The sequence below is a fragment of the Ciceribacter sp. L1K23 genome (genome assembly GCF_018122705.1).
Lineage (GTDB): Bacteria > Pseudomonadota > Alphaproteobacteria > Rhizobiales > Rhizobiaceae > Allorhizobium.
This window is the reverse complement of record NZ_JAGRRC010000001.1, coordinates 1,527,280-1,552,665: the sequence shown is the minus strand read 5'-3', so window position 1 is coordinate 1,552,665 and position 25,386 is coordinate 1,527,280. Positions and strand designations below refer to the sequence as shown.

Below are 25,386 nucleotides of genomic sequence, written 5' to 3'. Positions count from 1 at the left end.
ACAACAGAAGAAAAGGCTCAAAAATAAACAGCCGTCACAAATGCATTAAAATTTCAAAAGCTACAATTTCGATTGAATTTCGAGTACTTTAAATACGGATAAGACGGACGCTAAAACCAATACTATACCATAGACGAACATGAAATGACCAAATGAAGACACAACAATATTGAAAACTTCCGCTTCGCGCTCCATCCCTTTGATTACGTTAAAAGGCTTGCTACGGAAAACAACTGAGATCAGCAAAGCTGATATCTGCACGATAACGGCATGTGAAACAGTGCTGGCTAACACCAAAAGCGGAGATCTATTGCCTAACTCCGGCGACGGAACGCTAAGAGCCTTGCGAGCACCTTCTCCCAAAACGGCAAAATAAAGCGCATATGCAGCGATGGAAAAACCCGCCAGCGTAGGCAACGTCGATATGGATATCTCTATCCACGAACCATTATAAATCGATCGCCAACACAGCGAGCTTATTAAAACGCTTAGCCATGTATATCCTGACCGAAGAAAGGAGGCGACCCCCCCATAGCTCCGATATAGAAGTTCGAGATTAGCAAATAAGCTTGTCCCTATGCTACTCATTAAACTGCGCTCTAACTTCCCGTATTTTTGCAAAGATATTTTCGGCCAACCCCCTGAACACAGCCAGTTCAGCTTGATCATCTTTGTAAGTGGTGACTTCCTTCAAGGGAGATTCAGCTGTGTTGTGGTCGACCGTCACACCATTTACCACGCTTCTCGCTCTCACTTGCCCGTTCTCTGCCGCAATTTTCGCCAATTTTTCCGTGCGCTCATTGGGCTTCAAGCTATGTCCTCCCTTAGCTTTTAGTGTCTCCTCGTATTCGTCCGCTTGCTGTTCTCGTAATCGCCGCTCAATGATCTCCGCCAAGTTTTTGTCTACATCGTCAGCATTTGGAGTTCTAATAACTACGTGAAGTTCTTTAAGATCTTCTAGTGCTAGGATTTCTTCGACGGCACCATAATCTTTGATGATGTCTGCCTCAACCCGTCCGTGCACACCCATGATTTCTGGCCAAGACAGAGCTTCCTTGAAATATTTTTCTACCGACCGCGTACTTAAACCCCGCGATTCAGCGTATGTGGAAAAGACTACGACATGCAAATCCGGATCAAGAACAAAATAAAATTGTGATAGATTTGGCCTCAAGCTTTCTGGGATAGAAATATCTTCTATTTTTTCCGGAACAGCAGCATCAAATGACTCTAGATCAAACCACTCACCGTCGATGTCTATCTCTGTGTATTTTGAGAAAATTCCCTCCTTTGTCGTACTGTTGTAGAAGTTGATTGCAACATAACTTTCTCCATAGACTTTCACACCCCGCCTCAAAGACGCTAGCTTGTCCAACAATGAATCGTAGTCGCGCAAATGCGTGTCAGGTATACGTATGTTGACCGCAGCAACTTCAAGCTTAGAGTCTCGAGCCATAATCGTCCCTCCAGTTTGTTTCATTCACAAGAAAAAACTACGAGAGGTTGCGTGTCAACCGTCAGTAATCGCTAATGTTATAATTGGTAGGACCCTCGGACAAGTTAGCTAACCATGCAGCTCGCTGAAATGCGTTCACCGCGCCCCACACCACCACCCCACACACACAAAAAAGCCCCCGCAAAAGCAGGGGCAAGTCTTCGGGGGACTGGGAGAAGTGCGAGCCGCGCGGGCGGGACCTGACATCCGTTCCGCGGGCCCGCAAACAGGAGGACGCCGAACCCTCGTGCGGCGCCCTCCATCTCGTTACGGCGTGACGGCGCCTTCGGCGCGGACGCCTTCAAAGGCCGGAGCGTTTTCCAGCTCTTCGCGGGTCACGTTGAGGATGATGCGGTCGGGCAGACCGTCCTCGCCGATTTCAACCGCATTGGCGTCGTTGGCGGCCATCTGGTCGCCGGCCATCGGCTCGGCCGTGCCGTCGGCGGGCATGCCGGTGCCGGTCACGGTGTTGCTGCCGGCGGTCGAGGCCGAGGTGTCGGGCGTCGTGGAAGCGGTCGTCTCGTCGGAGACGCCGGCGTCAGCGTCCGGCAGGGCTTCCGCCGCCTGGTTGGCTTCGTCCTGGGTCATGCCCGGGCCGAGCTGCAGGGCGGCCATGTTGACGGCCACGTCCTTCTCGCCGATGCCGAGGAAGCCGCCGACGCCGATGATCACCGCGTTCACGCTGCCGTCCTGGCTGACGAGCACGTCGTTGATTTCGCCGATGCTTTCACCGTCGGACCCGTAGACGCTCTTGCCTTCGAAATCGCTCACGCGCCATGCGCCGGTTTCCGGAACGGTGACGAAGGTCTCGCCCGCGCCGGCCATCTGCGTGGTGGCGCTGGTATCGGCCTGTGCGTCGGTCGGAACCGGCTTGACGGTGCCGTCAACCTGGGTTTCGGTCTGGGTCATGCCGGCGTCCGGCGTGGCCGGGTCGGCCGCGGTCTGGGCCATGGCGGCCATCGGGAAGGCGGCGGACAGCATAAGGACGCTCAGAAAACGTTTGGTCATGGGTGGTGCTCCTCTCGTGTTTGAATGACACCAACCCAACGGTGAGATCGGGGCTTTGTTCCCGACAAACCGCCATCATGAGTGGCAAAAAACAGCGACAGTCCCGTGCGGCTGCGAAAAAACACGTCCGGCGGTAACCATGTGTTCACCGAGTCGCCGCGATAAATCGCAGATAGGATCGTGATTCATTTTTCGCGAAATGCATTTTGTGACAGGAGAGATGCATGGCTCTGGTTGCCTTCAAGAACACCCATAACCAGGATGTTTACGTCAATCCGGCCCAGGTCCTCTATATCTCCACCTTCGAGGAAGGCGTCACCATCATAGCCATGGCGATCACCTCGGCCGGCGGCCAGCCTTATGCGCTCTATGTGCGCGGCAGCGTCGAACTCACCCGCCAGCGCCTCGAAGGCGGCCCCGTCCGCACCCAAATCCCCCCCCGCCCCCAGGTCGTCGCCCACCAGGTCGACCACGCCGCCGAGGCGTGAGGCGTCGCCGCCGCCGTATCTCCCCCCATGCGGGGGAGAAAGCGATTTCGATGAGTTAGTCGTGGCGCAGCCACGGCTAAACATCTGAAATCGCAAGAGAGGGGTTCGTCGCACCGTTTCCGCCTACCTCCCCACCTGCGGGGGAGGACGGAACATCGAGGCTTGACGTCAGCGCAAGCCGCCAAAACTTCAGATTTTCCTGGAGAGGGGCACAGTTCCCGTGGGCACGATCCTCACCGAGCCCCTCTCTTGCGAAATCTGAGGTTTGGCCCTGATCGGGCCAATTCCTCGATTTCGCTTTCTCCCCCGCAAGGGGGGAGATGGGCAGGCGGCGTGCCTCCCGAAAAATTATCTCCCAACAAAATCATACCCTTATCAGAAAAACACACCCACCCTCAAAAAAATCTCACCGCTGCTTTCCCCCTTCTTTTCCACGCCCGTATCCTTGTTCCCGTTCCGTCGCGGATACACCACAAGGCGTTGTGGCGAGGCGGGGCCGGCGCTGGTGGTGGGGGAAGGACGCAAGAGCCTGCCACCGGGGTCCGCGGAAAATGGTCTCCCTCCGGCGACATGGGGGAGGACGGGTTTGCAGCCAGGCCCGTCATCCAGCCCTAACCGGGCGCCGGGTGTGTCTGTGGGGCACGCAAGGGAGCGCGGGGTATGCATGCGGCGCGGGCCAACGGACCTGACAAGTCCCGGCGGCGCATGCGGGGTGGAGGTTTTGCCTCCACCGGAAACCCGACGCTCTCCCAGAGAGGCCGAAGTCGCGGATAAAAACCGCCGAACGGGGTACCGGAAGGTACCACTATACTAACTTAACGAGGTGCCCCCGGTACCCCGTCCGCTTCCCCTGTGTCTGGAGTTGAGGGGAAGAACATTACAGGTGATGCCGAACCGGAGGGTGAAGACCTGGCCGGTGTCTTGGGGTGCCCAAAAATCAAACCGATGAAAGGAACCGCAATGCAGAGCCAACTGACACCGCAGCAGCAACAGCACTATCAATACCGCCTGCGCGTCGCCGAGACCTGGCGCATGCCGGCCGCCTGCGGCTATGCCGAGTGCCGCCGCCACGGGCATTGCTTCTGGCGCCGCCGGGGCACCGCCCTGCCCCATTGCCTCAGCCTGATGGACCCGGCCGCGCAACAGCGGGTCGAGGAGATCCTCGCCGAGGTCAACATCCTGTTCGACGCCATGCGGCAACACAAGACCTATGTCGTCGACCGGGCGGACGGCCCGCGCCGCGCTTTGCAGCTTCAGGCGCTCGCCGTCGCCGCCCGCTTCTACGGCCACGGCGCGCCCGGCGATGTCAACCGCACCGCGCGGGACTGGCGGAATTTGTGCCGCAGCTACGTGAAGGATGCGCGCCGCGCCCCTGTGTCGCGCGGCAAGCTGGTGACGCCGGGCGAAAAGCGGCGCTGATCCGCCCTATTCCGCCGCCTTGGCCAGATCCTCGGTGATCTGGTCAAGCTCGTAGGAATAGCCCTCGAGCATCGTGTAGGCCTGCTCGATCGCCTCGATCTGCGTCTCCGCCTGCTTGATCGCGTCGGCTATCGATTGCGAGCGGGCGCGCAGCATCGAGCCGAGCACGTCGGTCTCCGGCTTCTTGCCCAGCCGGTCGAGGTGCTTCCTGACCCGCGCCCGGTGGCGCTCCAGCTCCAGGATGTGAAAGCGGCTCTTCAGGATGTCGTCCGAGAGCTTCCGCCGCATCGCTGCCACGGGGTCGAAGCTGCCGGGCTCGCGCTCGTCGAGGATGAAGTCGTTGACCAGCGTCTCGATCATCATCAGGCCCTTGAGGTCCTTGGCGTCGGCGAGCTGCGGATCGTAGCCGGTGTCGTCGTAGACCCGGCGGCGCACCGGGTCTTTCAACAGGTCGAAGGCCGCCTGCAGCCGCGAAAACTGCTCCGCGTCGCCGCCCGAATCCGGGTGCGCGCTCTTGGCCGCCTTGCGATAGGCCGTCTTCACCGCCTGCTCGTCCGCATCGCGCTCGATGCCGAGCATCTTGTAGGGGTCGATCACCATCGTCACCTGTCTCTCGTCGCGTTCCACCCCGGCCCGCCCACAGACCTACCGCCCCCGCCGCCCCGCTTCAAGGCTCGGATGCGCTTTCCACCGATCAATAAAGGCGGGTGTCATCACGCAAAACAAAAGGCAAAAAATGTGGTGAAAGCGAGTCGGCCACCTTACTCCGCCGCCTGCAGCTTCGGCCCGCCGGCGATATCCACCGCCGCGAAGGCGTCGAGGATCACCTGCGGTCCCGCGCCCGCCTTGGTCGCCTCGGTCGACAGGATCTGCCGATACCGCCGGGCGCCCGCAAATCCCTGGAACAGCCCGACCATGTGCCGCGTCACGTGATTGAGCCGCCCGCCGCCCGCCACCCAGCGCTCCGCATAAGCGGCCATCGTGTCGCGCACCTTCAGCCAGTCGACCGCGTCCGCCGCCTCGCCGTAGATCGCCGCGTCCACCTCCGTCAGCAGTCCGGCATTGTGATAGGCCGCCCGGCCGAGCATTACCCCGTCCATGACCTCCAGATGCCTTACAGCCTCCCCGATCGTCGTGATCCCGCCATTGATGCCGAGGAAGACATCAGGGTTCTCCCGCTGCATCGCATGAACGAGATCGTATTCGAGCGGCGGGATTTCCCGGTTCTCCTTCGGCGACAATCCCTGCAGCCAGGCCTTGCGCGCATGGATCCAGACCGCATCCGCCCCGGCGCCCACCATGCGCCTCAGGAAATCCGGAAGCACGTCTGAAGGCTCCTGCTCGTCCACCCCGATCCGGCACTTCACCGTCACAGGCACGGTCGCAACCTTCTTCATCGCGACGACGCAGGCCTCCACGACGTCAGGCGTCTTCATCAGGCAGGCACCGAAGGTTCCCGATTGCACCCGGTCCGACGGACAGCCAACATTGAGGTTGATCTCGTCATAGCCGAAATCCGAAGCGATGCTCACCGCCTCCGCAAGCTTGCCCGGATCGGAACCGCCAAGCTGCAGCGTGACCGGATTCTCTTCCGCCGAAAACCCGAGCAGCCGCTCGCGATGCCCGTGGATCACCGCGTCCGCCACCACCATCTCGGTAAACAGCACTGCCTTCTTCGTCATCTGCCGGTGAAAGAACCGGCAATGCCGATCCGTCCAGTCGATCATCGGCGCGACGGCAAAGACGGGTGTCCGGAGATGAGTGCGCTTTTCTGCTTTGTCATGCGCCTGCAAGGATGTGATCTCCGTCTTCTTCACGCGCGTTTCGGCCCATAATCGTCGATCCCGGTCGATCTGCGAAGGGACGACCGCCCCAGCCGGTTCGTCCCACGGGATGACCGCATCCCGCCAATTGCCGCCCTTGTTACCGAAGGGCGCCGCCTTTTTCAAATCGGAAGGCCGCTTGACACATTTGTTGCACCGCACCAATAATTGCCGTGCGGCTTTTCAGCGCACTGTGGAGCATAGCCATGGCTTTCTCGGAAGTTCGCAAGCGGGAATTCATCGACGAGACATTTCGGCTGCTGTCCGGGACTTTGGGGGCTAGCAGGCTGGTCTTCTACTCCGTCGACGACAACAACAACCTGCACAACTTCGTTTGTTCGCGCGTCCCCTCCGAGTTTCTGAAAATCTACATCCGCGAAATGCACGCCCATGACCCGCTGCATGTCCGCCAGATCGAGCACGAGCAGAACCCGGTGGTCAAAATGACCGACGCGCGCCGCTATGCCCCCGAAAGCGAGGTGGCCCTCTATCGGCAATTCCTGGACGTGTTCAAGGTCAGCAACACGATCGAACTGATCTTCCAGCGCGACCGCCAGATCTACGCGGGGATCAGCGTGATGTGGACGGCCGACGACAGCATGCCGACCGACGATCAGTTCCATCTGGCCGATACGCTCCACCCCTACATCGCCTTCAATCTCAAGGAAGTGCTTCCGACACCGAAAGCCGTGGTGACGCAGAAGGCCAATGCCCTCCTGCACCTCACCCAGCGCGAGGCCGAAGTGGCGAGACTTCTGTGCTGCGGGCGGACCAATGCCGACATCGCCCAATGTCTGGGGATCGGGCTGGCAACGGTGAAGACCCATCTCATCCACATCTTCGACAAGGCCGGCGTCGACAATCGCGCGGCGCTGGTGTCGCGGATGATGCAGTTCGGCTGACATTTCCAACGACCCCGACACGTAAAGTCCGCCTCCGGCGGCGGTCGCAATCGGCTGCTCAACCGCAGGCGGCCGCAACGCTTTGCCGCGACTGCGAAAAACCGCGCTTTCTTTGACATCTGTCAACCGTTCGGTGGATGGACAAGATTTAGGCATGCACAAATATTGACCTCCAAGAGTTGACGAAACGCAGTTGAGACCCCTGCGACCGTCGGCGGTAAACACCTTGAAATGGAGGATCGTCCGTGAACGAGAGACCGACAGTTTCCCTATCCCAGAAAGCCTCGCCCACCTTCGCGCATCCGCTCGATCCGCTGACGGCGGACGAGCTGATCAAGGCCGCGTCGATCCTGCGCGCCCATTTCGATTTCGGTCCGGCGCTCCTGTTCGAGACGATCGAACTGCTGGAACCGGCCAAGGACGTCGTCCGCGCCTTCGTTCCGGGCATGCCGATCGAGCGCAAGGCCCGCTTCAACGTGCACAAGCGCGGCGGCACCGGTGTCTGGCGCGGCCGGCTGGATCTGGACACAGGCACCGTGATCAAGGTCGATTTCCTGCCCGATGCCCGGCCGATGATCTCGCCCGAAGAGTTCATGATGATCGAGGATGTGGCTAAGGCCGATCCGCGCTTCCAGGAGGCCATCCGCCGCCGCGGCATCGACAACATGGCCTATGTCTGCGTCGATCCCTGGTCGGCCGGCAACTTCTCCGTACCCGGCGAGGAAAACAAGCGGCTGGCGCATACCTTCGTCTGGCTGCGCATGTCCGATCTCGACAATTACTACGCCCACCCGGTCGAGGGACTGAATGTCGTGGTCGATGTCGACAAGCTGGAAGTGCTGCGCGTCGACGACCATTCGGCTGCCTCCGGCACCTTCGTCCCGGTCCCGGACACCCCGATCAATTACGATGCCGAGCTGCTCACCGATTTCCGCAAGCCGCTGAAGCCGCTGGACGTCGTCCAGAGCGAAGGCCCGAGCTTCACCATCGAGGGCAACAAGCTCACCTGGGACAACTGGGATGTGCGCATCAGCTTCAACGGCCGCGAGGGTCTCGTTCTGCAGCAGGTCGGCTACACCGTCGACGGCCAGCGCCGGCCGATCCTCTATCGTGTGTCGATGGCCGAAATGGTTGTGCCCTACGGCAATCCCGACGGCGTGCACTACCGCAAGAACGTGTTCGACAGCGGCGAATACGGCTTCGGCAAGCTGGTCAATTCGCTGGCACTCGGCTGCGACTGCCTTGGCCACATCCACTACATGGACGTCGTCCTGCCCGACATGATGGGCAATCCGCGCCTGATCCCGAGCGCCATTTGCATCCACGAGGAGGATGCCGGCCTCGCCTGGAAGCACTTCGACTTCCGCTCGGAACGCACCGAAACCCGCCGCCTGCGCCGCCTGGTCATCTCCTCGATCACCACGGTCGGCAATTACGAATACTGCTGCTACTGGTATCTCTTCCAGGACGGCACGATCGAATTCGAGATGAAGGCGACCGGCGTCATCAACACCGCTGCCTGCATTCCCGGCACCGAACAGAAATACGGCACGGAAGTCGCCCCCGGCGTCGTCGGTCACATCCACCAGCACGTCTTCTGCATGCGCCTCGACATGGAGGTCGACGGCCCCGACAACACCGTCGTCGAATGCGACACCGTGGCCCCGCCGATCGGCCCCGACAATCCGATGGGCAATGCCTTCTATGTCGAGCAGACGCCGCTCACCAGCGAGCTGAAAGCGCAGCGCCGGGTCGACTTCGAAAAGTCGCGCTACTGGAAAATCACCAATCCCAACGTCAAGAACTGGGTCGGCAAGCCCACCGCCTACAAGCTGGAAACCCCCTCGGCCATCCAGCCCTACACACATCCGGACGGCCCGTCCGGCAAACGCGGCGGCTTCATCTACAATCATCTCTGGGTCACACCCTACGATCCCGAGGAACGCTTCCCGGCCGGCGAGTACATGAACCATTCGAGCGGCAATGACGGCCTGCCCGCCTGGACGGCCAAGGACCGGTCCGTCGACAACACCGATATCGTCGTCTGGCATTCCTTCGGCCTGCACCACATCCCCCGCGTCGAGGACCATCCGGTGCAGCCCTGTGTGCTCTGCGGTTTCAAGCTCATGCCGGTCGGCTTCTTCAACGGCAATCCCCTGATCAACCTGCCGCCGGAAACCAACAAGGCCAGCAAGTCCAATACGCAAGGTGCTGCCTGCTGCCACAGCTGAGTACGTGGCGGATCACGCCACCGCCTGTATCGCCCCAATGCCAGATCGCAATGATTGTCGATAACGAACCAGAGGGTCCTATCCATGAAGCGTCGAAACCTCTTGCAATCCTTCAGCCAGTCCCGGCGCGCCTTTCTGCGCGACACTGTCTCGATTTCGGCGGGCATCGCCGCCGCCTCCATGATGCCGCGCGGCGCCTGGGCGGCCCGCGAAAACGAAATGAACATCTATTGCTGGGAGGGCTACAATTCCGACAAGGTGCTCGACCCGTTCCGCAAGGAATTCAACTGCAACGTCAAGGCGCAGGGGCTGATCTCCGACCCGGAAGCCGTCAACCAACTGCGCGCCGGCGACACCAAGGTCTGGGACGTCATCAATCTCAACAACGCCTGGGGCCGTCGGCAGCTCTATCCCGAAAACCTGATCAAGCCGCTGGACAAGGCGAAGTTCGAGCCCTTGTGGGAGATGATGATCCCCGAGTTCAAGTGGCCCTATCACTGGGCCATGTCGGACGACGGCAATGCCCTGCTCGGCATGATCCAGCGCTACGGCCCCTCCGGCATGCTGATCAACACCGACAAGGTGTCAGCGGAGACCCTCGCCGATGAAGGGTATGACCTGATGCTGTCGGATGACTACAAGGGCAAATATGCCGTGCTGATGTATGACGACTGGGTCATCATGCATGTGGTGATCGCCGCCGGTTTCAGCCCGTTCCGCGAAATGACCGACGACGAAATCGCCAAATACGAAGTGGTGATGCGCAAGCTGATCAACAATGCCGCTTTCCTGTCCGACGATATGAACGCCATTGCGCTTGGCATGATCAACGGCTCGATCGAAGGCTCCTTCCCCGGCAGCGTCTATTCCGTCTCGGCCGCCCGCTATGACGGCAACCCCAACCTGCGTTGCGTCGTGCCGAACAAGGGACCGGAGGAAATGGGTGGCAAGGCTGGCGTCTGCTGGATGGAACTGACCTCGCTGGTCAACAACCCGCAGCTCTCGCCGCGCGCCGAGGACTTCATCGAATACTGCTTCCGACCCGAAACCGCCAAGAACGTCTCCTTTGCCGAGGGCACCTACAATCCGGTCGGCCAGATGGGCGACCCCAAGGTTATGGCGCTGTTTAACTCAGAAGAACTCGACGCCTTCCAGTACGACACGCTGGCGGCCGACATGGCGAAGTGCGCCGACTTCGACATCATCCCGAGCTACGCCAAGCTGCACGAGATATTCCAGGCCGCCGTGCGCGAGAAGGCCTGACAAGGACGGGAGGTCGGCGCTCCCGTCCTCCCAACGCTCTGATCCTGCCAACAGACCGATGGGACCGCACGATGACAGTAACCACTGCCAACACCGATATCGCATCAGCAGCGCCCGTGCCCATTCTCCAGCTACGCGCGGTCGACAAGTTCTTCGGCGAATTCCCCGCCGTTGACCGCATCAGCCTCGACATCAGGGAGGGCGAGTTCTTCACCATCGTCGGCCCGTCCGGCAGCGGCAAGACCACCATGGTGCGCATGCTGGTCGGCATGGACAAGCCGACCAATGGCGACATCCTGCTGCGCGGCGACCGCATCAACGACGTGCCGGCCAACAAGCGCCCGACCTGCATGGTCTTCCAGTCGCTGGCGCTCTTTCCCCATCGCACCGTCGGCCAGAACATCGAATTCCCCTTGAAGATCCGCGGCGTGCCGGCAGCACGTCGCAAGGAGCAGGCGCTGGAGCTGATGGCGCAGCTTCGCTTGCCGGACAGCTATTACGGCAAGGGCGTGCTGCAATGCTCCGGCGGCGAGCGCCAGCGCGTTGCGCTAGCCCGGGCACTCGCCTTCGATCCCGAAATCCTGTTCTTTGATGAACCGCTGTCGGCGCTCGATTACAAGCTGCGCAAGATCCTCGAAAAGGAACTGAAGGACATTCACCGCGAGACGGGAAAGACGTTCGTCTACATCACCCACTCGCTCGAGGAAGCCATGGTGATGTCGGACCGCATCGGCGTGATGAACAAGGGCCGCTTCGTGCAGATCGGCACGCCCAATGAAATCTACGGCAATCCCTCGAGCCGCTTCGTCTCGGAGTTCATGGGTGAGGTCAATGTTCTCGAGGTCGGCCCCGGCCCTGATGGTACGGTGATCGACCAGACGACCGGCGCGAGCTATCTGGCCCCGCCGGTGGCCGACGCCTTTTCCGGCGGCGCGCTGGTCATCCGGCCCGAGGACATCCGCTTTCTGGACGGACCCGTCCCCCCGGCGACCAACACGCTCGAAGGCGTGGTCTACAACGAATATCTGCTGGGTTCGCGGGTGCAATATCAGGTGCGCGTTGGCGATGCGCAGGTCTTCCTGGTCGAGAAACTGCGCGAACAGCAACTGGCAGGCACCACCGACGGTCGTGTCACCATCGGCTGGGACGCCAGGGATTCGACGATCTTCCCGACCGCGCGGTTTGCCAACTGATATCAGCAGCACTGAGGGAGAATGTCGCGTATGACGGATGCAAGCGAAACGCTCAGCCACACCGCGGCCCCGCCGCGCCGGATATCCCGTACCGAGCCCTTTCAGATGCGGCTCGCGCGGGGCGTGCTGAACCCCGGCTTCCTCGCGGCATTGCCGGTCGGTCTTCTCTTGCTGGTGGGCTTTCTCGGTCCCCTCACCCTGGTCCTGGTCTTCGCCTTCATGCCGCCGCAGACCTTCTCCGTGCTGCAGATGCCGACGCTGGAAAATTTCCGCGCGATCTTCGCCGACAGCTACTACCTGTCTTTTCTGGCGTCCGTGCAGCTGGCGGCATCGACCGTCGCGATTCTCCTGGTGGTCTGCTATCCGCTCGCCATTGCCATGGTGCGCGTGTTTGATCGCTCGGCCGGCATTCTGGCCCTGCTCCTGGCCGCGCCCCTTTTCGTCGCCGACAATCTGCGGCTGATGGGCTGGATGCTGTTCCTGGTCAAGGGCGGCGTGGTCTCCGGCACCCTGCAGACCTACTTCGGCATCCCCGTCGATTCCATGCTTTACACCTTCAGCGCCACGCTGTTCGGCCTCGTCTATATCAACCTGCCGATGATGCTGTTCCCGATGATCCTCGGCGTCTCGATGGTCCCGGCCCAGATGCGCGAAGCGGCCTTCGATCTCGGGGCCAGCCGCTGGCAGGTGATGAAGGAAGTCGACATACCGCTCGCCATGCCCGGAATCATGATCGGCGCGCTGATCACCTTCATCCTGGCCGCCGGTGCGATCACCGAAGCCAAGGTACTCGGCGGCACGGCCGTCGTAATGATTGCCCAGGACATCCAGAAGGAATTCACCTTCGCGCAGAACTGGCCGAAAGGGTCGGCCCTGTCGATGCTAATGATCGTGCTGGCCGGATCGCTCGCGCTGGCCATGTTCAAGCGCGTCGATCTCGACGCCATCTTCGGCCGCAAGAGATGAGAGGAAAGAGCCCATGAACGATTTCAGCCGCAGCGCCAAGATCGCCTACGGCGGTGCCATGGCCGCCCTCATCGTCTTCATGTACCTGCCGATGATCACCATGGCGCTCGCCTCGTTCTCGCGCTCGAAATACTTCAGCTTCCCCGTGCCGAAATATTCGGACAAATGGTACCTTGAGGTATTCGAGTCCCTGTCGATCCGCGATTTCTTCTGGACCTCGACGGTCATCGCCGTGGCGGTCGCCTGCCTCTCGACCGTCCTGGCCTTCTTCGGCGCGCTCGCCTTTGCCCGCTACGACTGGAAAGGTCGGCGCCTGTTCCAGAAGATCATCCTCCTGCCCATCCTCTTTCCGCAGGCCGTACTGGGCCTTGCCCTGCTGCTGTGGTTCACCGCGCTCGGCATCACGCCCTCCTGGCAGGCGACCGTCTTTGCCCATCTGGTCTGGATCGCGCCGATCGCCACGCTGGTGATCGCCATCCAGGTCTATTCCTTCGATCCGGCGGTCGAGGAGGCCGCCTATGATCTGGGAGCGAGCCGCTGGCAGGTGATGCGCGAAATCACCCTGCCTTTGCTGGCTCCGGGCATTTTTTCAGGCTTCACCTTCGCCTTCCTGCTGTCCTGGGCGAATTTTCCGCTATCGATGCTCTCATCAGGTGCCGATTCGACCATTCCCGAATGGGTCAGCGCCAAGCTGCAATCCGGATACACGCCCCAGGTCCCGGCGGTCGGTACGCTCACCATCCTCGCCGCCGCCGTGGTGATGGCGCTCGGATACCAGATCTCGGCCCTGATGAAGCGCCGCCAGGTCAGAGGCTAAGCGCAGGGAGAATTGCGGATGATCGGCTTTCGGGCCGCTATTTTTTCAATTCGCCACCGCGCCATACATCCACAGCGATCCGGCGAGAACGAGGGCGATACCGATGCCGTGGGAGACGTGGGTTTTCGTCGCGCTCTTCTCGAGCGCCATGGCGAGGAGGAGCAGCGCCATGGCGACGATGTTCATCATGCCAAGGAAGACCATGCACATCATCAGCAGCCCGTTGGACCTTACGCAATAGCCCGCATAGCGAATGCCTGCGGGGAATGAGGAGGTAAGGCGGGCATCGCCGTGAATGTCAGGGAGGTTACACGTCGCGATCTGGAGCCGCGCGCCGTGCTTGAACCCTGTCCATTGAAAAACGCCGGCGCCAATGACAGCGGCTGCAGCCAGAACGCCCGTCAAACCTGCCGTCGAGACGAGGTGCGGACCGACGTGAAGATGCAAGCTCATGTCGACCGTCGCGAGCACCAGTGAAAACAGGATCCAGATAAAACCGTAGCCGCCGAGGAAGCCGAAAGCGGCGGAGGCGACCCCTCCGGTGCGGAGCATCCGCCAGGCAGGTGACGCGCACGGCAGCATCATGGCGAGCGTCATGATTGCCCCCATGGCGCCGAATTGGCTCCAACTGGCCCAAGAGAAATCAGGTTCTACATCCGTGACGCAAAGTGACTGCCAGAGCTCAAGGGGAATACCCTTCACCTTCAGGAGGACGCCGCTGACGACCGCCATGCCCGGGCCGAGCGACCCGGCTTCGGAGGAAAAGATGGCGGTATCGAGCATATCGAGGATTGCCAGCCAGCCGAGGGCGACAAGGCCTGCAGCCAGCACGTATGGCGGTCGTACGACAGGCGGAAACCCTGTTGAGAGCGAAAGCCGCTGTGAAGGCATACCGGTCGCTCCTCTGAAGGCAGACCCAACTTGATATGGGATTAAAGTCTGCGCACGAGGAAGTCGCTGTGCAATCAACCGTTTGGTGGAGAGCCCGAAGCGCCAGCCGGCCCGTACCACAAGCCGTTCTCGCCCCTGGCGAGCAGAGGCGTCTCAAGGCTGCCGCGCACTCGTTCCGGCCAGTGCGGCCCCTCCTCGCCCAGGGCCTTGTGCCAGCGATCGGATTGCAGCATCGCTGCGCCGACCACCACCGGCTCGACGCCGCAGGCCTCAAGAAGCGAGAGTGCCGCGCGGATCGACGCTCCGCTGGAAATCACGTCGTCGACAACAGCAACGCGGCAGTTCTTCAACAGCGGCAGCATGCGCGGATCGACGTAGAGGCGCTTCTGCTGGTCCGGCGTGGTAATGGACGACAGTGGCACCGACAAGGCATCGGAATACCAGAACTTGCGCGAGGTGCCGAGCGGCACGTAGCGGCGATGGCCAAGCTTTTCCGCCACGGCGGAGGCGAGCGTCAGCCCCAGCGTAGGCAGGCCCACCACGATATCGGGGCGCAACAGGGACAGCCGCCCGGCAAGATCCTCGGCCAGGGCGTCGACCACCGCGAAACTGGCTTGATTGACGATCAGCGAGGCGAGCGCATGTCGCCCGTCTGAGAGCGGACGGATCGGCAGGCAGATCTGACGTCCGTCGGCAAATGTCGCCGGATAGAAGGCCGCATGCCCGCCCGCCGGATCAAAACTCTTCGGCGGCAGGATGTCCTGCCAGAAATCATGGGGCAGCATGCCACTATCCTTGAATTTCTCCGGACCGCAGCGGGATGATCATCGCCCGTTATAGAGCCGCTGCGTCCAGCGTTCGCCGATGATCCGCTCCCATTCCTTCGGTTCGAAACCCTCGTAGCCGCCGCCGGGGTAGAGCGTGATTTCGCCCACGTGGACGCTGTCGTCGGAGACGAAGAAATCGATACGGGCGAAGTCGAGCTCGCGGCCGAGCGTAGAGGCGATCCGGCACATCGCTTCGAACTGCTTCGGACGCGGCACCTCACCCTTGTGATGCGGGAAATATTCGGGGTCGTAGAACGGCAGCTTGGTCCAGTCCGGCCCATAGGCACAGGATGTTGCCGTCTCGCCGTGGCGGATGTCGACCATGAAATGCGAGATCTTGCCGTCGAAGACGAAGGCGCGGAAGTCGGCGGGGATGCCGCCGTCGACGACGAGCATCTGCTCGATCATCATCTTGGGCTCGACCTGGCTGTAGGCCCATTCGCGATTGTACCTGTAGTGATTGACCGCCAGCCATTCGGCCGAAGGGTCGTCGGCCAGAAGCTCCGCGACATCCTCGGCCGTGTAGATGAAGCGCCCGAGACCGCTGGCGTGGTTCGGCTTGACGACGACCGGCAGCGGAATGGTGCTCCAGTCGACGCTCTGCAGGTCCCTGCCGGCCCAGTAGACCGGCAGCACGTGCTCGGCTCCCACCCGCTCGGCGATCCACGCCTTGACGGCATTCTTGTCCACCAGCGTGGCATAAAGAGGATTGCGGTCCCATAGCTTGCGGGCCTGCACCTTCTCGCCGAACATGACCGGGTTCGAGAGGTTCGGCCAGGCGCCTCTGATAAGACGATATTGCAGCCGGACGTAAAGCGGATCTGGGAGCGGGGCGATCAGACGCCAGGCAATCCGCCGAAAGAGATTGCCAAGACCCTTCGTATGGATTTCCTCGAGCTTGAATTTTTCTTTCCGGGCGATCGCCACGCCGCTTCCCCCTCCGTCGTGTCGTTGAAAGGCAACTCATAAGCGAGGAAACCGAAATTTGCGTAAACGCGACACTACCGGATTTCGGAGGTTCAGCGCCCCCTACAGCAGTCCGAGCTCGGCCAGTTCCCGCTTCAGGTCGTCGGGCATGTCCTCGATATTGGCACCTGAGGCGGCAAGGTCGCGGGGCGCGGCATCGGCCTCAAGATAGCGCCAGCCCTGGAACGGACGGCGCGGCGCCGGCGCGACTTCGATGACCTCTGGACCGAGGATGAGTTCGCAGCGCGTGATTCCGTCGCCACCGGTGAACGTCTTGATGTCGAGAAGTTTCTGCCTGGCCGAGAGCTGGCCCTTGATGATCCAGTAGAGCGAACCACCGTCGAGCAGTTCCGCGATGCGCTTCGGGACCATGCGGGTGACATGCGAGGAATGCGGCTCAAGCCCCGCCGCGACAGCCACCAGGCAGCGCTCAGAGACCCAGTCGCGCAGGTCATCAATCGAATCGGCTCCGACGCAGAGTTTGAGGAGATGCAAGGTCATGACTACCGAGATAACCGGTCCTGGCCAGCGGTCAAGGGCAACGCTGACGCAGACGGAGTGTGCTCAACAGCTTCAACACTCCACCACGTTCACAGCAAGCCCGCCGAGCGAGGTTTCCTTGTACTTCTCGTTCATGTCGTTGCCGGTCTGGCGCATGGTTTCGATCGCCGCGTCCAGCGGAACGAAATGCGTGCCGTCGCCCTTGAGCGCTAGCGAGGCGGCGGTGACGGCCTTGACGGCGCCGAGCGCGTTGCGTTCGATGCAGGGTACCTGGACGAGGCCCGCGACCGGATCGCATGTCATGCCGAGATGGTGTTCGAGCGCAATCTCGGCGGCGTTCTCGATCTGCTCCGGCGAACCACCCATGACGGCGGCAAGACCTGCGGCCGCCATCGCCGAGGCCGAACCGACCTCGCCCTGACAGCCGACCTCGGCGCCGGAAATGGACGCATTGTGCTTGATGATGCCGCCGACGGCCGCCGCTGTCAGCAGGTAATCGCGGATGCCTTCCTGATCGGCATCAGGATGGAAGTGCAGGTAATAGCGGATGGTCGCCGGAACGACGCCGGCCGCGCCATTGGTCGGCGAGGTCACGACACGACCGCCGGCCGCGTTTTCCTCGTTGACCGCCATGGCGTAGACGGAGAGCCAATCGTTGGCAAGCACCGGGTTCAACCGATTGGAGCGCCACTCCTCCTGCAGCTTGTCGTGGATCGACTTGGCGCGCCGCCGCACCTTGAGACCACCAGGCAGCTGACCCTCCTGTCGAAGACCGCGATCGATGCAACTCGCCATCGCGTCCCAGATCCGGTCGAGGCCGGCATCGAGCTCCTCGCGCGACATCACCGCCTCTTCGTTGGCCCGCTTCATCTGGGCGATCGTCAGCCCGGAACTTGCCGCCATCGCCAGCATCTGTTTCGCCGACGCGAAAGGATAAGGCACCTTCTGGGACGTTGCCGCCTTCTTCTGCTTCTGCATGGCGAGAAGCTCGGTGTCGGTGACGACGAAGCCGCCACCGATCGAATAGTAGATCTGGGTCAGGAGCAGCCGGCCGTCCCGGTCGAAGGCCGAGAGCCGCATGCCGTTGGCATGGCCGGAAAGCGGCGTCTTCTTGTCATAGACGAGGTCGTCCTTCGGCAGAAAACGGTACGAGGGATGGCCGGGCGGCGTCACCTGCCCCGTCCGTTCGACCTCCGCGACAATGGCTTCCATGCGATCGGGATCGACCTTGTCAGGCGCCTCGCCTGTGAGCCCGATGATGACCGCATTGCCGGTCCCATGCCCGATTCCGGTATAGGCGAGCGAGCCGTGCAGGCTGGCCTTCAGCGCCACGACATGGGCTCCGGCCGGACGTGGCCAGTCATCGGAGGCAATGAGATCCAGGAAGCGGTTGGCGGCGGTCATCGGCCCCATCGTGTGGGAACTGGACGGACCGACCCCGATCTTGAACACGTCAAACACCGAAAGAAACATGCTTTTCCCCTTGCCGCTTTTGACCAAGGCTAAATCAGCGCGGGAGCCGAACCCGGCGGCGAACCGACATCGCCTTTCATTCGAGCGACACGGAAGAGCACGGACAATACAGGAACGGCGCGGCCCGTGAAGGCCACGCCGTCAAGATTTCGAGTTGTCGAACGTCTCAGACGCGTCCGAACAGGTAGACAATAGCCAGGACACTTGTGAAGCCGATCAGCGCGCGAAACGTGATGGCCCAGCAAGACTTCTGGATGCTGTTTTCCATGATAACTCCGAATTGGTCCGCCAAATGCGGAACGCTGTCCCCCGACCGCGTTTCCGGCGCCCTTATTATTAAAATCCGTCAACCTCCGCAACCTCCAAAAAAGGCTAAACCAAGGCGACCACGACATGGCAGTCATGCACAAGACGCACGAACGGATTAAAATTCAGCCACTTAATCAAACTGTCACATTTGTGCGCTTTTGGCACACCGCCCCAATTTTGGCGTAGAGATTGCGGTCGCGTTAAGGCCTTGCCTGTGGAAATGGCAAACGCCTACAACAGGTGACCGACGACGCCTTTCAACAAGGGACCTCCGCATGCCGATCGCCGATCTCGTGGCCCTCGCCTTCTTCATCGTCAGCTGGATCGTATTCGCCTGGGTGACCGGGGGCGCGCGAATCGTTTCGCGAACCAGCCTGACGCAGGCGATGAGCGAACGGCGGCGCCAGTGGATCGAAAATTCCCTGAAGCGCGACCTGAAGATGATCGACACGCAGATTCTCGCCGGGCTGCAGAACGGCACAGCTTTCTTCGCCTCGACGTCCATCTTCGCCATCGGCGGCTGCTTTGCGCTTCTGGGCGCAGCCGAGCAGGCGGACGCGGTGTTCCGCGACCTGCCCTATGTCGCCGCCGGTGGACGCTCGGCCTTCGAGCTCAAGGTCTGTGGCCTCACTGCCATCTTCGGCTATTCCTTCTTCAAGTTCGGCTGGTCCTACCGGTTGTTCAACTACTGCACCATACTGTTCGGCAGCCTGCCGATGCAGGACGAGGCGAAACGCTATCCGCTGGCCGCACGCGAGGCAGCAGAACGGGTGATCCGCATGAATGTGCTCGCCGCCGGCAATTTCAATGCCGGGCTACGCGCGATATTCCTGTCGATCGGTTATCTCGGCTGGTTTGCGGGTCCCTATGTCTTCATACTCATGACCTCGTTCATCTTCCTCGTCCTCATCCGGCGCCAGTTCTTCTCCGAGGCGAGGCAGGCGGTGCTGGCCGAAGTGCGTCATGAAAAGGACGAATTCCGGGTCTGAAACGCGGCCGTCCGGCCCGAGTCGGCGACCCATCAGAGGCCGGAGAGGACAGCCCGTGAACAGCGATACCCCTGCCACGAAAGCCCCGGCGCCGCGCCGGATCGAGATCATCGACACGCTGCGCGGTGTGGCGCTCGTCGCCATGGCGACCTATCATATCAGCTGGGACCTGGAATTCTTCGGCTATCTCGACCCCGGAACGACAACCCACGGCCTCCTGAAATACTACGCACGCTCGATTGCCGGCAGCTTCCTCTTTCTCGTCGGCCTGAGCCTCGTTCTCGCGCATTTCCCACAGATCCGCTGGAAGGGCTTCGGCAAGCGTCTCGCCATGGTGGTCGTCGCCGCCGCCGCCATCAGCATCGCCACCTATATCGGCACGCCCGACGCCTTCATCTTCTTCGGCATCCTGCATTCGATCGCCGTCGCAAGCGTGCTCGGTCTTGTCTTCGTCAGGTGGCAGCCGCTGGCGACGCTCGCTCTCGCCGTGGCGGTGATCGCCCTGCCCCAGATCTGGCGGTCGGCGGTGTTCGATCATCCGGCATTGTTGTGGGTCGGATTGTCCGAAACGCCGCCGCGCTCCAACGACTACGTGCCACTCTTCCCCTGGTTCGGTCTGGTGCTCGCGGGAATAGCGGCGGGACGGCTGCTGCTGTCCTCAGGCTGGCTCTCGCGACTCGCGGACATGCCATCCGGGCCGCGCCTCCTCGGCTTTGCCGGGCGCCACAGCCTGGCCTTCTACCTGGTGCACCAGCCGGTACTCATCGCACTGGTCTGGATTATCGCACAGATCGCGCCACCGGCTGCCCCCGATCCCGCCGTGTCCTATCTTCGCAGCTGCGAAGTCAACTGCACCGCCCAGCAGGGTGACGCCGGCATGTGCGTGCGCTTCTGCGCCTGCACTCTGGACCGGCTGAACCAGGAAGACCTGTTCGAGCAACTCCAGTCCGGCGCAATCTCCGTGAACGAAGATGAGCGAATCTCGCGCATGGCGAGTGAATGCACAGCCGCAAGCCAATAACGGAACAGCATCATGAATGCCTATCGTTTGAAGCCAGTGCGTTTTCCTTGGCCCCCGTTTCTCTACGCCGTGGCGATCGTCGCCGCCTTCGCCCTCGGTCACCTCGTCCGCCTGCCGCTACCCGGCCGGTCGGTGCTCATTCTGGTCGGCGGACTTGTCTTGATGGCAGGGATGCTTCTCGATCTCTGGGCGCTGAAGACTCTCGTCACCGCCAAGACGACGGTGATGCCGCACAAGGCGGCCTCGCACCTGATCACCACCGGGCCATATCGTATCACCCGCAACCCGATCTATGTCGGCTATACGCTGAGCACGGTGGGGATTGGCCTTATCCTCGGCAATCCCTGGTTTGTCGTCGCGGCAATCGCAGCGGCTCTCGTCACCGATATTGTGGTGGTAAGGCGCGAGGAAATGCACCTGCTCGCCCGCTTCGGAATCGAATACGAATCGTATTGCCGTCAGACGCGACGCTGGATCTGAGAAACGGTGCGCCTCCCAGCGCTTGATCGCGTCAGGTGCCGACGCCGATCTCGACCAGACGTGTGAGGCAGGATTCCTCGGCGACATCGAGCTCGGCGATGGTTTCCTCGATATCCTTGCGCTTCTGGCGCAATTCCTCGCGCTTCTCGTCGATGCGCTTCATCATCAGCTTGAGCTGGCCGACCTCGCCCGGCGGCTCCTTGTACATCTGGATGATTTCGCGAATCTCCGCGATGGTGAATCCAATGCGGCGACCGCGCAGGATTTCCATGATCAGCCTGCGGTCGGCCGCGCGGTAGAGCCGCGTGCGACCGCGACGTTCGGGATGGATCAATCCCTCGTCTTCGTAGAAGCGCAACGTGCGGGTGGAAACGCCGAATTCCCGCGTCAGCTCCGTGATGCTATAATGTTTTTTCAAGGTCGTTCCGATTCAAAGTGCACGACCATTCTATTAACTCTTACGTAAAAGTCAATTTGCCTGCCTCACCGGATATTGAACCACCACGCCGCAAGTCCGAGGAACGAGAAGAAGCCGGTGATGTCGGTGACGGTGGTGACGAACACCGCCGAGGCGACCGCAGGGTCAGCACCGATCCTGTCGAGCAGCAACGGGATCAGGATTCCCGCTATGGCGGCCGCCATCATGTTGATCAGCATGGCCGTCGCGATAATGCCGCCGATGTTCGGGTCCTGAAACCACAGAGCGGCGACGATGCCGATCAGGATGCCGAACACCATGCCATTCAACAGCCCCACCCCCGCCTCTCGTCGGACGACGCGCCAGGCATTGTGGATGTCGAGATTGCGGGTCGCGAGCGCCCGCACGGTCACAGTCATCGTCTGCGAGCCGGCATTGCCGCCCATGCCGGCGACGATCGGCATCAGCACCGCGAGCGCCACGATCTCCTCGATGGTCGCCTCGAACAGCGAGATGACCGAGGCGGCGAGAAATGCCGTGACGAGGTTGACCGCAAGCCACGGAACACGCGACCGCGACGTTTCCCGGACGCTGTCGGAGAGCTCTTCGTCGCCGACGCCGCCGAGGCGCAGCAGGTCTTCCTCGGCCTCTTCCTGGATCACGTCGACGACGTCATCGATGGTGAGCACGCCGACGAGGCGCTCGTTCTCGTCGACGACGGCGGCCGAGAGAAGGTCGTACTGTTCGAAGAGCTGGGCCGCCTCTTCTTGGTCCATCTCGGCCGGGATCGGGTGATTGGTCTCGCGCATGATCGTCTCGACCTTCACCTGACGCTTGGTGCGCAGGATACGGTCGAGGTCGACGGCGCCGAGCAGCTTGAAGGTGGGATCGATAACGAAGATCTGCGTGAAGCTCTCCGGCAGTTCCTCCTCGTCGCGCATGTAGTCGATCGTCTGGCCGACCGTCCAGAACGGCGGCACCGCGACGAATTCGGTCTGCATGCGGCGGCCGGCCGAGCTTTCCGGATAATCGAGCGAACGCCTGAGGCGAACACGCTCGGTAAACGGCAGCTGAGCGAGGATCTCCTCGCGGTCCTCGTCGTCAAGGTCTTCCAGAATGTAGACGGCGTCGTCCGAATCGAGGTCGCCGATCGCCGCCGCGATCTGCGCGTTCGGCATCTGGTCGACGATCTGCATGCGGATCGCTTCGTCGACTTCGGTGAGCGCCGTCAGGTCGAAGTCGTCGCCGAGCAGCTTGACCAGCTCGAGACGCTGGTCCGGCTGGATCGCCTCGATCAAATCACCGAGTTCGGATTCGTGCAGCCGCGCCACATGCTGGCGCAGGAACAGCACGTCGCGGTCGGCGATCGCCGCGCCGACCAGCGTCAGGAAGTCGTGACGGACGTAGCCTTCCTCGTCGTAGATATCGTCGTGCTGATCATCCGGCGCCGGGCGGTTGAGGGCGTCTTCGTCGGTTTCGCTCATCGCTCCGCCTCTCGCTCTTGTGCCGGTTTATCCGGTCCGCGACGAGCACGGCCGGAGCTCAAATTATGCTGATGGACCAAACTCTTGCAGCACGCGCAGCAGCGCCGCCCAAGCCGGATGTCCGCCCCTCTGCTAACGCATTCGCGCCGACGCGTCCAGACCCGGAGCCACCGCCCTGGCGCATTGCACGAAGGCCCCGGCAGGTTTATCCGAAGGCGGCGAGATTTTGCCACACCGGAGGCCCTGCATGCGCCGAGACATCGTCGTCTATCCCGATCCTAGGCTCGCCGTCACCTGCCGGCCGATCACCGATTTCGGACCGGACCTGAAGGCTTTGGCGGACGACCTGTACGAGACGATAAAGGCAGCGCCCGGCGTCGGCATCACTGCAGCGCATGTGGGCGTGGACCTGCGCCTGGTCGTGCTCGACCTGCCGCAGCTTGGTGGCCGTCGCGACTTCGCCAATCCGGAGATACTGAGCGCATCCGCTCATACTATGGAGCACGGGGAAGGCAGCGTCTCGATGCCCGGCGCCATCGAAACCCTGGAGCGGCCAGCGGCGATCCGGTTGAGATACGCGGATCTGTCGGGCGCCTCCCATGAAATCGACATGGAGGGCTTCCCGGCGATCTGCATGCAGCACGAGATCGACCAGCTCGACGGCATTTTCTGGCTTCAGCGCCTGTCGCGGCTGAAGCGCGACCGGCTGGTCAGGAAATGGGAAAAGTCGCGTCCCGGCCGAAAGGCATGACCGGCGACTGAACCAAGACGCCTCTGTGACGTTTCCTTGGCACCAACCCAAGGAGCACACCGATGGCCGACGAAAAGAAGCCCCTGTCCCGCGAGGAAGACTACCGCGATTATGCCGAACGAGATGTCGATGACGGCTGGCCCTATGCCGACGAGCCGGGTGCGGCCGCGCGCCCTGTCGACAATGTCGCCTATGGTGGCGCCGGCGCCAATTTCGATCGCCAGCGCAACGAGGGTTACCGGATCAGCCGCGCCGACGAAACAGGTCTCGAGCACAAGCCGAAAGATCCCGTCCTGCCCGAAACAGATCACCGCGAAGACAGCGACCAGCTGGAGGCGGACGTCACCTCGGCAATCGAGATGATCGACGGCATCGACCCTGACGCCATCGATGTTCACGCCGACGGGCATACGGTAACGCTGACGGGTGCTGTGGACACTGCCGAAGAACGGCGCATGCTGGAGCTTGCCGTGCTCGCCGTTCCGGGCGTGGCCGAACTGCGCAACCAGGTAACCACGCTCGGCGTCGACACGCACATTCCAGCCGACGCGGACGAATGATCAGACGCGCCCGAGCTGCCGTCCAGACAACAAAAAACCCGGCCGAAGCCGGGTTTTTGGTGCGGTCGAGAAGACTCGAACTTCCACGGGTTGCCCCACAGCGACCTCAACGCTGCGCGTCTACCAATTCCGCCACGACCGCATCGTGGTAGGCCGACTTGCGCCGGCGGGGCAGCATGTAGCAAAACGATTTCCCCCGCACAAGGCCACCATGACAGATTTTTGATGAATTCCGGGAACGACCCTCCAAAGCCCTTGCATCGCGGGATTCCGGCCCTTGATATTGTCCGCCGTCGCTGCCAATTAGGGGCCGAGGTGGCCCCATGCTCCGTACCGATCTTTCCGTTGAAATGCACCCGACCATCAGCTCTGCGCCCGTGCGCTGGAGAATCTCCGATGGCCTCGTCCCCTATGAGACCGCCATCTCTACGATGGAGGCCGAGGTGGCGGCAATTGCCGACGGCACTGCGGACGAACTCGTCTGGCTTCTCGAACATCCGCCGCTCTACACCGCCGGCACCAGCGCCGACGCCAAGGACCTGATCGATCCGGATCGGTTTCCCGTTCACGCCACCGGGCGTGGCGGTGAATACACCTATCACGGCCCGGGCCAGCGGGTCGCCTATGTGATGCTCGACCTGAAACGGCGCCGGCAGGACGTCCGGGCCTACGTGGCGGCCCTGGAAGAAGTGATCATCCGCACGCTTGATGCCATGAACGTGAAAGGCGAGCGCCGCGAGGACCGCGTCGGCGTCTGGGTGCGCCGGCCGGACAAGCCGCTGCTGCCGGACGGTGCGGTGACCGAAGACAAGATCGCCGCCCTCGGCATCCGGCTGCGCCGCTGGGTCAGCTTTCACGGCCTGTCGCTCAACGTCGACCCGGACCTTTCGCATTTCGGCGGCATTGTGCCCTGCGGCATCAGCCGCTACGGCGTGACGAGCCTCGTCGATCTCGGCCTGCCTGTGATGATGGCCGATGTCGACATCAGACTACGCGAGGCGTTCGAAGAGGTATTTGGCGCGACCGCGAACGAGACGCGCAAAATCGCAAACCGGGGCGAAGACTAACAACGACCTGATCGAGATACCTGCCGCAGCGAGTTTGGTCGACA

At 61.7% G+C, this 25,386-nt stretch carries 26 protein-coding genes and 1 tRNA gene; 14 read left to right on the top strand and 13 right to left on the bottom strand.

Annotated features, from left to right (window positions below; all coding sequences use genetic code 11):
* Positions 1-60: 60 nt before the first annotated feature.
* From J5J10_RS07235 to J5J10_RS07225, 3 genes are all read right to left on the bottom strand, one after another.
* The gene (locus J5J10_RS07235; protein WP_211929381.1) at positions 61-417 is read right to left on the bottom strand and encodes a hypothetical protein; all 357 of its coding nucleotides are present in this window, start codon (positions 415-417) and stop codon (positions 61-63) included.
* A gap of 163 nt (positions 418-580) precedes the next feature.
* Positions 581-1,456 (bottom strand): DUF4747 family protein, encoded by an 876-nt coding sequence (locus J5J10_RS07230; RefSeq protein WP_211929380.1) that lies wholly within the window; start codon positions 1,454-1,456, stop codon positions 581-583.
* 306 nt (positions 1,457-1,762) lie between these two features.
* Positions 1,763-2,503, bottom strand: a complete 741-nt coding sequence (locus J5J10_RS07225; protein ID WP_249116694.1) for a PRC-barrel domain-containing protein — start codon at positions 2,501-2,503, stop codon at positions 1,763-1,765.
* Between the two features lie 224 nt (positions 2,504-2,727).
* On the opposite strand from J5J10_RS07225, the gene J5J10_RS07220 reads away from it, so the two are divergent.
* A complete protein-coding gene (locus J5J10_RS07220; protein WP_249116693.1) occupies positions 2,728-2,991 on the top strand; it encodes a hypothetical protein in 264 nt (87 codons plus the stop codon).
* Positions 2,992-3,951: 960 nt separating this feature from the next.
* The gene (locus tag J5J10_RS07215) at positions 3,952-4,410 is read left to right on the top strand and encodes a hypothetical protein (protein ID WP_211929379.1); all 459 of its coding nucleotides are present in this window, start codon (positions 3,952-3,954) and stop codon (positions 4,408-4,410) included.
* Between the two features lie 6 nt (positions 4,411-4,416).
* On the opposite strand, the gene J5J10_RS07210 is transcribed toward J5J10_RS07215, so the two are convergent.
* Together J5J10_RS07210 and dusA are read right to left on the bottom strand one after the other, a co-directional pair.
* Complete coding sequence (locus J5J10_RS07210) at positions 4,417-5,037, bottom strand: J domain-containing protein (protein WP_208551024.1); 621 nt, start codon at positions 5,035-5,037, stop codon at positions 4,417-4,419.
* A gap of 134 nt (positions 5,038-5,171) precedes the next feature.
* A complete protein-coding gene (gene dusA / locus J5J10_RS07205; RefSeq protein WP_282960003.1) occupies positions 5,172-6,203 on the bottom strand; it encodes a tRNA dihydrouridine(20/20a) synthase DusA in 1,032 nt (343 codons plus the stop codon).
* A 236-nt stretch (positions 6,204-6,439) separates the two neighbouring features.
* On the opposite strand from dusA, the gene J5J10_RS07200 reads away from it, so the two are divergent.
* The 6 genes from J5J10_RS07200 (at position 6,440) to J5J10_RS07175 (ending at position 13,605) form a co-directional block, all read left to right on the top strand.
* Positions 6,440-7,135 (top strand): LuxR C-terminal-related transcriptional regulator, encoded by a 696-nt coding sequence (locus tag J5J10_RS07200; protein ID WP_211929378.1) that lies wholly within the window; start codon positions 6,440-6,442, stop codon positions 7,133-7,135.
* Between the two features lie 245 nt (positions 7,136-7,380).
* Complete coding sequence (locus J5J10_RS07195) at positions 7,381-9,366, top strand: primary-amine oxidase (protein WP_211929377.1); 1,986 nt, start codon at positions 7,381-7,383, stop codon at positions 9,364-9,366.
* An 84-nt stretch (positions 9,367-9,450) separates the two neighbouring features.
* A complete protein-coding gene (locus J5J10_RS07190; protein ID WP_211929376.1) occupies positions 9,451-10,629 on the top strand; it encodes a PotD/PotF family extracellular solute-binding protein in 1,179 nt (392 codons plus the stop codon).
* Between the two features lie 71 nt (positions 10,630-10,700).
* Positions 10,701-11,822, top strand: coding sequence for an ABC transporter ATP-binding protein (locus J5J10_RS07185; protein ID WP_211929375.1), 1,122 nt, complete (start codon positions 10,701-10,703; stop codon positions 11,820-11,822).
* A 30-nt stretch (positions 11,823-11,852) separates the two neighbouring features.
* Complete coding sequence (locus tag J5J10_RS07180) at positions 11,853-12,788, top strand: ABC transporter permease (protein ID WP_211929374.1); 936 nt, start codon at positions 11,853-11,855, stop codon at positions 12,786-12,788.
* Between the two features lie 13 nt (positions 12,789-12,801).
* A complete protein-coding gene (locus J5J10_RS07175) occupies positions 12,802-13,605 on the top strand; it encodes an ABC transporter permease (RefSeq protein WP_208551057.1) in 804 nt (267 codons plus the stop codon).
* A 45-nt stretch (positions 13,606-13,650) separates the two neighbouring features.
* On the opposite strand, the gene J5J10_RS07170 is transcribed toward J5J10_RS07175, so the two are convergent.
* The 5 genes from J5J10_RS07170 to J5J10_RS07150 all read right to left on the bottom strand — a co-directional run bounded on the left by J5J10_RS07170 (position 13,651) and on the right by J5J10_RS07150 (position 18,263).
* Complete coding sequence (locus J5J10_RS07170; RefSeq protein ID WP_211929373.1) at positions 13,651-14,496, bottom strand: DUF2182 domain-containing protein; 846 nt, start codon at positions 14,494-14,496, stop codon at positions 13,651-13,653.
* 74 nt (positions 14,497-14,570) lie between these two features.
* Positions 14,571-15,281: a phosphoribosyltransferase gene (locus tag J5J10_RS07165; RefSeq protein WP_211929372.1), complete on the bottom strand. Its 711-nt coding sequence runs from the start codon at positions 15,279-15,281 to the stop codon at positions 14,571-14,573.
* A gap of 39 nt (positions 15,282-15,320) precedes the next feature.
* Positions 15,321-16,250, bottom strand: a complete 930-nt coding sequence (locus J5J10_RS07160; RefSeq protein WP_349252046.1) for an ATP-grasp fold amidoligase family protein — start codon at positions 16,248-16,250, stop codon at positions 15,321-15,323.
* A 102-nt stretch (positions 16,251-16,352) separates the two neighbouring features.
* The gene (locus J5J10_RS07155) at positions 16,353-16,790 is read right to left on the bottom strand and encodes a DUF1489 family protein (RefSeq protein ID WP_208551069.1); all 438 of its coding nucleotides are present in this window, start codon (positions 16,788-16,790) and stop codon (positions 16,353-16,355) included.
* A 72-nt stretch (positions 16,791-16,862) separates the two neighbouring features.
* On the bottom strand, positions 16,863-18,263 hold the full coding sequence (locus J5J10_RS07150; protein WP_211929371.1) for an L-serine ammonia-lyase: 1,401 nt from the start codon (positions 18,261-18,263) through the stop codon (positions 16,863-16,865).
* A gap of 584 nt (positions 18,264-18,847) precedes the next feature.
* On the opposite strand from J5J10_RS07150, the gene J5J10_RS07145 reads away from it, so the two are divergent.
* The 3 genes from J5J10_RS07145 to J5J10_RS07135 are packed head-to-tail and all read left to right on the top strand — an operon-like array spanning position 18,848 to position 21,062.
* Complete coding sequence (locus tag J5J10_RS07145; protein ID WP_208551084.1) at positions 18,848-19,561, top strand: DUF599 family protein; 714 nt, start codon at positions 18,848-18,850, stop codon at positions 19,559-19,561.
* Between the two features lie 55 nt (positions 19,562-19,616).
* Entirely contained in the window at positions 19,617-20,582 is a 966-nt protein-coding gene (locus tag J5J10_RS07140) for a DUF1624 domain-containing protein (protein ID WP_349252045.1), read from the top strand.
* Between the two features lie 12 nt (positions 20,583-20,594).
* Positions 20,595-21,062, top strand: a complete 468-nt coding sequence (locus J5J10_RS07135) for an isoprenylcysteine carboxylmethyltransferase family protein (protein WP_211929369.1) — start codon at positions 20,595-20,597, stop codon at positions 21,060-21,062.
* Positions 21,063-21,093: 31 nt separating this feature from the next.
* Here the strand turns inward: J5J10_RS07135 and J5J10_RS07130 are convergent, their stop codons facing one another.
* Both J5J10_RS07130 and mgtE read right to left on the bottom strand, forming a co-directional pair.
* Complete coding sequence (locus tag J5J10_RS07130) at positions 21,094-21,480, bottom strand: MerR family DNA-binding transcriptional regulator (protein ID WP_208551094.1); 387 nt, start codon at positions 21,478-21,480, stop codon at positions 21,094-21,096.
* 65 nt (positions 21,481-21,545) lie between these two features.
* The gene (mgtE, locus tag J5J10_RS07125) at positions 21,546-22,964 is read right to left on the bottom strand and encodes a magnesium transporter (RefSeq protein WP_211929368.1); all 1,419 of its coding nucleotides are present in this window, start codon (positions 22,962-22,964) and stop codon (positions 21,546-21,548) included.
* Positions 22,965-23,211: 247 nt separating this feature from the next.
* Between mgtE and J5J10_RS07120 the strand changes: the two genes are divergently transcribed.
* Complete coding sequence (locus J5J10_RS07120; RefSeq protein ID WP_211929367.1) at positions 23,212-23,715, top strand: peptide deformylase; 504 nt, start codon at positions 23,212-23,214, stop codon at positions 23,713-23,715.
* Positions 23,716-23,777: 62 nt separating this feature from the next.
* Positions 23,778-24,275: a BON domain-containing protein gene (locus J5J10_RS07115; RefSeq protein WP_208551117.1), complete on the top strand. Its 498-nt coding sequence runs from the start codon at positions 23,778-23,780 to the stop codon at positions 24,273-24,275.
* Positions 24,276-24,332: 57 nt separating this feature from the next.
* On the opposite strand, the gene J5J10_RS07110 is transcribed toward J5J10_RS07115, so the two are convergent.
* Positions 24,333-24,417, bottom strand: a tRNA-Leu gene (locus J5J10_RS07110).
* A 181-nt stretch (positions 24,418-24,598) separates the two neighbouring features.
* Between J5J10_RS07110 and lipB the strand changes: the two genes are divergently transcribed.
* The gene (lipB, locus tag J5J10_RS07105; protein WP_211929366.1) at positions 24,599-25,342 is read left to right on the top strand and encodes a lipoyl(octanoyl) transferase LipB; all 744 of its coding nucleotides are present in this window, start codon (positions 24,599-24,601) and stop codon (positions 25,340-25,342) included.
* Positions 25,343-25,386 lie beyond the last annotated feature (44 nt).